The organism is Pseudomonas sp. FW305-E2 (assembly GCF_058782925.1).
The window spans coordinates 1-8,344 of record NZ_JBYSYE010000086.1 but is presented as its reverse complement, the minus strand read 5'-3'; the positions used below and the strand labels follow the sequence as shown (position 1 = coordinate 8,344).

Annotated in this window: 6 protein-coding genes and 1 pseudogene; 4 read left to right on the top strand and 3 right to left on the bottom strand. The window is 51.3% G+C overall.

What is annotated here, in order from left to right:
- The 3 genes from AC3WLP_RS27730 to AC3WLP_RS27720 form a co-directional block, all read left to right on the top strand.
- A partial coding sequence (locus AC3WLP_RS27730) for an aldehyde dehydrogenase family protein (RefSeq protein ID WP_146039865.1) occupies positions 1 to 635 on the top strand: 635 nt, incomplete at its 5' end.
- 182 nt (positions 636 to 817) lie between these two features.
- Positions 818 to 1,879, top strand: coding sequence for a tartrate dehydrogenase (locus tag AC3WLP_RS27725; RefSeq protein ID WP_088513769.1), 1,062 nt, complete (start codon positions 818 to 820; stop codon positions 1,877 to 1,879).
- Positions 1,880 to 1,967: 88 nt separating this feature from the next.
- Complete coding sequence (locus AC3WLP_RS27720) at positions 1,968 to 3,221, top strand: OprD family porin (protein ID WP_088513770.1); 1,254 nt, start codon at positions 1,968 to 1,970, stop codon at positions 3,219 to 3,221.
- 393 nt (positions 3,222 to 3,614) lie between these two features.
- Here the strand turns inward: AC3WLP_RS27720 and AC3WLP_RS27715 are convergent.
- Positions 3,615 to 4,468, bottom strand: a pseudogene (locus tag AC3WLP_RS27715) (IS5 family transposase).
- A gap of 230 nt (positions 4,469 to 4,698) precedes the next feature.
- Positions 4,699 to 6,012, bottom strand: coding sequence for an MFS transporter (locus AC3WLP_RS27710; RefSeq protein WP_088513771.1), 1,314 nt, complete (start codon positions 6,010 to 6,012; stop codon positions 4,699 to 4,701).
- A 742-nt stretch (positions 6,013 to 6,754) separates the two neighbouring features.
- Between AC3WLP_RS27710 and AC3WLP_RS27705 the strand changes: the two genes are divergently transcribed.
- Positions 6,755 to 7,519, top strand: a complete 765-nt coding sequence (locus AC3WLP_RS27705) for a hypothetical protein (RefSeq protein ID WP_256596095.1) — start codon at positions 6,755 to 6,757, stop codon at positions 7,517 to 7,519.
- On the opposite strand, the gene AC3WLP_RS27700 is transcribed toward AC3WLP_RS27705, so the two are convergent.
- Positions 7,475 to 8,344 (bottom strand): IS3 family transposase (locus tag AC3WLP_RS27700; protein ID WP_492576392.1); only part of this gene is annotated, 870 nt, incomplete at its 5' end. The two genes, AC3WLP_RS27705 and AC3WLP_RS27700, sit on opposite strands and share 45 nt — an antisense overlap.

Below are 8,344 nucleotides of genomic sequence, written 5' to 3'. Positions count from 1 at the left end.
CCGGCGCGGCTATGGGGGTTTTCGCTAACTCAGGGCAGATTTGCTTCGCTGGCACCAGGGTGTTGGTACAACGATCTGTGGTGGACGAATTCTCAGAGCGACTGATGGGGATCATGGACACGCTACGGGTTGGGCGCAGCTTGGACATTCAATCCAACATGGGGCCAATCATCTCACAGCGGCAACTCGATAGCGTCATGTCCTACATCAAAATAGGTCAAGACGAAGGTGCCGAGCTGCTTTGTGGCGGCAAGCGCCTGGGCGGCGACCTTGAGGGTGGATACTTCGTGGAGCCAACCGTTTTCACGAATGTAAACAACCAAATGCGCATAGCCCGTGAGGAAATTTTTGGGCCTGTCCTTTCAATCTTGCCGTTTGATGATGAAGAAGAGGCGCTGACAATCGCGAATGACAGCGACTATGGCTTAGGTGGAGCCGTTTGGACTCAAGATATATCCAAAGCACTGCGAGTAGTAAACGGAGTAAAAACCGGAACTATGTGGGTCAACTGCTATGGCTATATCGACCCACTCGTCGGATTTGGCGGTACAAAAATGAGTGGCTATGGCGCCAAAGGAAGTGCGGCCCATCTCGACACCTACCTCTATAGCAAAACTGTTTATATCGAGCTTTAACTTCACCGCAAGACCAGTGCTGCAATTAACACTCTAGGCTCTGCGCATCAGGGCTTGGAGCGTTGATCCATGAGCAGTAAATGAGCAAATGCACTTAGATCGGGAAAGCTAACCCAAGCTCCGGGGGTTACGCCTGCGTGCACCACTGAAACTTTCAACCAATTAAGTGAGCGAGAAGCAAAATGGCTAAGGTTAAAATCGCCGTAATCCCTGGTGACGGCATTGGTAAAGAGGTTATTCCCGAAGGCATCCTTGCACTGGAAGCAGCCGGCAGAAAATTCGGCGTTGAGTTTGAATGGACAGAGTTTGATTGGTCGTGTGAAACCTACCACAAGACCGGACGCATGATGCCCGAAGATGGCTTGGAGCAACTCAAAAAATTCGATGCAATTTATCTGGGCGCTGTCGGATTCCCTGGTGTTCCAGATCACATTTCGCTCTGGGGCCTGTTGCTTCCTATCCGCAGAGAGTTTTGCCAGTACGTGAACCTTCGCCCCGTGCGTCTGTTTGAAGGCGTTCCATGCCCCCTCGCGGGCAAGAAACCAGGTGATATTGATTTTTACGTAGTACGTGAAAACGTAGAAGGCGAATACTCTGCCATCGGCGGCATTCAGTATGAAGGCACCGAAGACGAGGTTGTTTCTCAGCAGAGCCTCTTCACTCGTAAGGGTACCGATCGCATTCTGCGCTATGCCTTTGAACTCGCCCAGCAGCGACCAAAAATGCATCTGACATCCGCGACCAAGTCGAATGGCCTCTATCACTCGATGCCCTACTGGGATAAGCGTGTGGCAGAAATGGCTAAGAACTATCCGCAGGTGAATGTGGATCAGTACCACATCGACATCCTGACAGCTAACTTCGTTCGTATGCCTGAACATTACGACGTTGTAGTAGGCTCTAATCTGTTTGGCGACATCCTGTCAGACCTGGGCCCAGGCTGCACCGGTACTATTGCAATTGCACCATCTGCAAATATCAACCCGGACAAGCAATACCCGTCGATGTTTGAACCTGTTCACGGCTCTGCACCAGACATTGCCGGTCAAGGGATCGCCAACCCCCTGGGAACCATCTGGGCAGGTGCGATGATGATGCAGCACCTCGGCCATCCGGAAGTTCATGACTGCTTGCTGAAAGCGATGGAAGACGTGTTGAAAGATGGTCGCTCGTTGACACGTGACATGGGCGGCACCGCCAGCACTCGCGAACTGGGGGCGGCTCTCGTAGACAAAATCATGTAAAGCAATCTGTTTCTGCGGTGCAGGGGTAGCTTAAGCATAGAGCTACCCCTCGAACACTTTTCATAACAAAAATAAAATAGGTGTCACCATGCGTCCGACCTCCCTGAAGTTCGTCCCTATTGTATGCCTTAGCACCCTGAGCATTGCAACGCTCGCAGAGGCTGACATTATAAAAGACAGCAAAGCCAAACTGGATTTGCGAAACTTTTATATGAACCGTGATTTACGTGACAAAAATGCGCCGCAAAGTAAATCCGAAGAGTGGGCGCAAGGGTTCCTTTTCCGGGCCGAGTCCGGCTATACCGAAGGCCCTGTAGGTTTTGGCTTGGACGTGATGGGCTTTATGGGGCTCAAGCTGGATTCGAGCCCTGATAACTTTGGGACTGGATTACTCAAAGGCGACAGAAATAGCCATGCTAGGGATGAGTATTCGGAAGCTGGCTTTCTAGCGAAGGCACGCTGGTCAAAAACTGATCTTAAAGTGGGTACGCAAGAGCCACTCCTTCCTCCACTGGTTCGGAACGACACACGCTTGCTACCTCAGACGTTCCGAGGGGCATCGATCAATACCCGCGACATCGAAGATCTGAACTTGGATATCGCTCGGTATGACCGGGTAAACTATCGCGACTCATCAAACAACGAAAAGATGACTGTAAAGCAAAGCGGCGGTAGAAACATTGTCCTGGGACAGCAAAAGGCAAGTGACGAATTTATTCTTGGCGGCGGTACTTACCAGCTAACCCCAGACCTAGCTGCAAGCTACTTCTACAGTGAGCTGGATGGCCTCTATAAGCAACATTATGGCAGCGTCGTACACACTTTACCGCTAGGGCCCGGACAGAATTTTAAAACGGACATCCGTTTCGCTCGATCGACCGATGACGGCAATAGCAACATCGACAACGATGTGTTTGGCGCACAGTTCAGCTATAAAACCGGCGGCAATATTTTCAGCGTCGCTTATCAACAGCTAAGTGGTGACACAGGATTCGCTCAAGTCAACGGCACTGATAACAGCTTGGTCAACCAGTCCCAGCTTGGTGATTTTGGCGGCCAAAATGAACACTCCTGGCAATTCAGGCACGACTACAATTTTGCCGCTCTTGGAGCTCCAGGCCTTACGTTAATGAACCGATACTTTATCGGCGATCATGCAACCCGCATTAGGCAAGGCGAAGGTAAAACTTGGGAACGAAACTTGATTCTCACTTATGTAGTTCAAAGCGGCCCTTTCAAGGACGTTGCTTTCTCGTGGAGAAACGGGATCACTAGAAGTAACTTTAATAGCGACGTTGACGAGAACCGCTTGATCATCACTTACAGCATCCCCCTGTGGTAACTTCGATGTAATTCTGTCACTGGCGAATTACCAGTCTCTTCAATCAAAACCAACGGTTTGAGTCTATGCAAATCCGGACTCAAGCCGCCTGCCCGTTAAAGTCAAAACTTCACAGAGAGACAAGATCCGGAAAGTTTGTATACCTTCCTCTTCCCTTTCCTTTTTCCTTTACTCTTCCCTACCCCTAATACCCAGCACCCGCACGGCACAACCAGCGCCCCTCCGGCCGTCCAGAACACCAGAAAACCGCAACTAAAATTTGATCCTCATGGTAAATCCCAAAGAGACTGAGTATCCCATCAACCTTTGCTCCTCTAACACAACCATCCTCAAGACAATTCGTTACAAGAGCTCGTGAGGTTCGGTTCCCCAGCCATCGCTAATGTTGTGAGCCTAGGCTCTGTACGAAAAAAGATGTCGAAAACACCGCATAGAGCAAGCGAGTGAGGCGATGGCGGCATAACTTTTCGCCAGCTTGTCGAAGCGTGTCACGATCCGCCGGTTCTCTTTCAGCCAGCCAAACATATGTTCGATGGTGTTGCGCTGTCGGTATTTGGGCCGGTCAAATAGTCTAGGTAAGCTAGGCTTGGGCTTGCGCTTCATCGAGCGCAGCGGGATGACGGGTTGCATTCGATACCGGTCGCAGCAGGGTAGCGCTTCGGCGTCGTAGCCCTTGTCGGCAGGCAGCCATTTACAGCGCTTGCGCGGGCGGCCACATTGGCTCGATGGAATGCTGACCTCGTCCGACAGTGATTGTGCGTAGCTGATATCGCTGGCTTGACCGCCAGAGAGGAGGAAGTGCAACGGTATTCCGTTGGCGTCGGAGAGCATGTGGATTTTGGTTGTCAGGCCGCCGCGACTGCGACCTAGAGCGTGATCGGCAGGTTCGTCAGGCCCCCTTTTCCCCGGAGCCAGATGAGGCTCGGGTTGCGCGTACTGCGGTTGAGTTCGATCATCCAGGTTTGCAAATCGATCAAGCCTTGCTCATTCAGTCTCAGGTGCAAGCGCTTGAGTATTTGGTCGAATGTCCCCTGGGTTCGCCAGCCCCGAAACCGTTGATACACCGTCAACCATGGGCTAAAGCGCTCTGGCATATCTCGCTACGCAGCACCCGAGCAGAGCCGCCATAGCCCGCTATCAAGCATCAGTCAGTCGCTGAACCGGGGTCGCCCCCGGCCATGGTTTTCGATGAAGAGATCGGAGAGCACATCCCAGGCCTCGTCCGTGAGTTCGTAACGCTTCGCCATCACAGAATTCCTTTCCGTTGATGACGCGTGACTCTACATAAACTCTGCGTTGGAGACGCGACGATTGGGTATCTCGGGATTTCGTACAGAGCCCAGATCGCATACCAGGCTAGATGCTTCATGACTCCATGAATCAATTGTGGGCCTTCAAAATCCGGGGCACACGAATTAAAGAAACAAAAAATCCGTGGAAGCCTTGACTTCCACGGCCGAAGGAAAATACTGCTGAATCATGTACCATTCAGCGAAGACTTATACGTCTCTCGACTAGAGCCAATAGTAAGCGCAGCGACAACTGAACAGACGGAGGACACAAGAGCAACTGGCCACCACGCATTATCATTCGCCGTCGACAACAACTGAGCAATCAAAGGCGAGAAGCCAGTCAATATCAAGCCAATTTGAAGACCTACTGCGAATCCGGTTATACGAAAACGAGTACTGAACAACTCGCTGTAAAAGATTGGATAAACGCCATTAATTAAGCCCCACGCTATGGAGAAACTTAAAAACATTCCAAAATAAATCATTGGAACATTACCCGCAGCAACAGCCCAGAAGTATAGCCATACCGAGAGCGCACCTATCAGATTCCCTGCTATCAAGACAGGCTTACGGCCTACTTTATCACTCAAGAAACCGCCTAGTGGCAAAAAGATCATCGCGGCAAAATAACTTACCGCGACGATATTGAGCATTGTTGAGGATGCGATACCTGCTACGTTGGTGGCGTAGGTTAGACCGTACACCGGAACAATGACACTGAGAACAATTTGAAGGGAGCTTGCTATAACCCGTAGGAAGTCTACTGGCTGCTCTCGAAGCACTGCGATGAGAGGTGGCCGAGATACCTTAGCCTCACTTTTCTGTTTCAGAAAAATTTCTGGCTCCTTAATCCACCATCGGACGAAGACTCCCACCACTACTAAAATCAAACTGGAGAGAAATGGAATCCGCCACCCCCACGACAACATATCTTCTTTGGGAAGAGCTGCTACTGCCATGAAAGACAACGTCGCAAGCAGATAGCCGAACACGGCGCCAGTCGCAGATATTGAGGTATAGAATCCTCTATGGCCTTGGGGGGCGTGTTCAGCTGTGAATGAGCAAGAGCTTGCAAGCTCACCACCTGCTGATAATCCTTGAGCGATACGGAACAGCACCAGGAGAATAGGAGCCCATACGCCGATCGAATCGTAACTCGGAAGGCAGCCGATAGCAAAAGTTGCGAAGCCCATTACAAGTAAAATCGCTAGCAGTACCTTTCGCCTTCCAAACCTATCACCAAAATGGCCAGCAAGTACGCCCCCTAAAGGCCTGGCCAAATAAGCGACACCATAGCTGCTGAGCGCCAAGAGCAAGCCAGTTGCTCCACTGCTAGGAAAGAATACCGTGCTGAATACAAGCGCTGAAGCGGTGGCATAAATGTAGAGATCATAATACTCAAGAGCCGTACCGACGAATGAGGCTACAGTCGCACGTTTCGCTTGGTTAGGCTGTCGACCGGTCGCAACCATCGACCCGTAGTCAATCGGTGTAGTCATAATCTGTTCCTTATTTTTATTCTATACAGTGCAATTTGCACTGCCTTTTTAACCAAAGTCAAAGATCATTTGCATCATCGCTTTGTAAAGGCGTAATTCAACGAATCTATTCGAATAATGAAAACCACCCTATATTCAGTTATTTCCATAGACGGCAATTACCAACAAGTACAGAATGACCTGCAGCAGCGCTGATCAGCAAGCGATATTTTTTAAATCATTAGTAAGAAAAACTGTACAAAGACAGAGAAGGCAGACCTGCTATGACCGTTGATCGTTCGGGGCGCCGTGGGCACGGTGAGAAATCGCGTACACGATTGTGTTTGGCCGCTTAGCGGCGGGCACACTCCGTGAACATCCAGTCGGAAGCTACTGACCAATTCGCACATAGTCCCCCTCCGACCACATCCATAACGCGCTGGATGATAAGGCCGTTGAAGTACCCTGACAGGAATTAATTAGAGAAACTAATACACCCATTAAGCCAGATGAATTAATCAATGTTTCGAACAAGCTTTATCTACAATAGTTCTGCCAGATCAAGCACCTAGCAGTTAGGATGCATACCGAAAAAACAGCGCTCAACTTCTAGACGTGCGTCAAAACTTGTCGCGCCCAAACTTTCCGTGATGAACCGCTCCATCATGAAACATTCATAATTATTGGATCCGAAGATCACCCCCTGAGATTTGACACAAACCGTTCGGCAGCAATATAGGAAATATTCAGCAGGAGGCTGTCCATGGTCCCGTTCAGAAGCTCCTACCACCCCATCGATGCAGCTATTCTCTGGTGCGACCTCGCCGAGCACGAAGATGAGATCTTGCGAATCGATCTTTCCCACCCCGGCAGTCTGCTCAAGCATTTTCCGCAATGGCCTTTCCTGCACGTCTATGCTGAATGCATCTACGACGCCATCGTCTGCGGCGAGCTACCAGCGACCTGCCTGGGACGGCCAATCACCTCAGACAACCAGGGACACCGTGACTGTTGGTCCATTCGGCGAGCCGATCTCTTGATTTGGTTTGTACGCACCTTTCCAGACGAAAAGCCTGCATTTCTATTTTCGCAGAATGTTGATCATTCGGCATGCATCAGGCTGGACACGCATCTAGCACAGCAAGCAGAGCTGGATGCCGCCCAACGTACGATAGAAAAGATGCGCCAAAGCCTTGCAGCAAATGTTGAAGAAATGGCGGCGCTCACGACGCTCAACAAAGAACTATTTGCACAGCTTGATGCCTGCGGACTTCCTTCTGAGGCATCTGAGGGTATGCAAAACATGCTCGTCGGCGCGGTGTTAGAGGTCACGCTGGGCAAATCTAAGGACGGCCGTGTGCAGTCAGTCTACAGGTCCCAGAGCGCTCTCGTCCAAGAAATCACTCGCCGATTTCCTGGGGTGAGTGGCCTGAGCAAAAGTACCCTTGGGCCTGTCCCATGGCAGCGGACGCCAAGAAGCTGGCTAATGAGCCAACTGCCTCAAACCTTTTGCATATTCGTTCGGTGAACGATAGCCCAGTGCCGAATGCAGCCGACTGCTGTTGTAAAACCCATGGATATAGCTAGCAATCGCCAGGTGAGCGTGTTTCTTGGTGGGGTAGACCGTGCAGGCTTCCTCTCTCTTCAATGTAGCGAAGAAGCTTTCAGCTACGGCGTTATCCCAACAGTTTCCTCTCCGGCTCATGCTCTGCACGAAGCCCTTCTTGGCTAAAGCGAAACGAAATTTACTGCTCGCGTACTGGCGCCCTTGGTCGGAATGGAAAATCACTCCGCAGACGCCCAAACATGCGTTCCAGGCGTTCATAAAAGCGCGCTCGACCAAGTCGTCAGGCATCCTATCCGCCAGGCTATACCCCAGCACCTGGCGCGTCTGGATGCTCAGTACGACTGCCAGATAAAGCCAGCCCTCTTTCCTAGCGATGTAAGTGATATCGCTGACCCAGGCTGGGGCGGGGTTTTGAACGGAGAACTGGCGATCCAGTAAATTGTTCGCCACTGGCAGCGCATGGTGACTGTCGGTGGTGCACGGTCTGAAACCGCCCTTGGATCGGCCCTGTATGTGCTCTTCATGCATCAGCCGGTCAATGCGCTTATGGCCTACAGCGTGGGCCTGTTGCCGTAGCGCCTCGACCAGCCGCGGTCGACCGTAGGTCTTGCGGCTAGCCGCATAAGCCTTGTGCAGATCGATGCGGATCTGCGCATCCGGATCCGGGCGCCCCTGGCGGTGCTGATAGTCGTAAAATCCTGAAACCGAAACACCCATTACCCGGCACAACAGACGCACCGGGAACTGAGCCCGTTCTTCAGCGACGAAGGCGTATCTCACCTGGAC

Bases quoted from the DNA above. Each gene is read 5' to 3' on its own strand.
- AC3WLP_RS27710 (WP_088513771.1), bottom strand. From the start codon at position 6,012: ATGACTACACCGATTGACTACGGGTCGATGGTTGCGACCGGTCGACAG.
- AC3WLP_RS27725 (WP_088513769.1), top strand. From the start codon at position 818: ATGGCTAAGGTTAAAATCGCCGTAATCCCTGGTGACGGCATTGGTAAA.
- AC3WLP_RS27705 (WP_256596095.1), top strand. From the start codon at position 6,755: ATGGTCCCGTTCAGAAGCTCCTACCACCCCATCGATGCAGCTATTCTC.
- AC3WLP_RS27720 (WP_088513770.1), top strand. From the start codon at position 1,968: ATGCGTCCGACCTCCCTGAAGTTCGTCCCTATTGTATGCCTTAGCACC.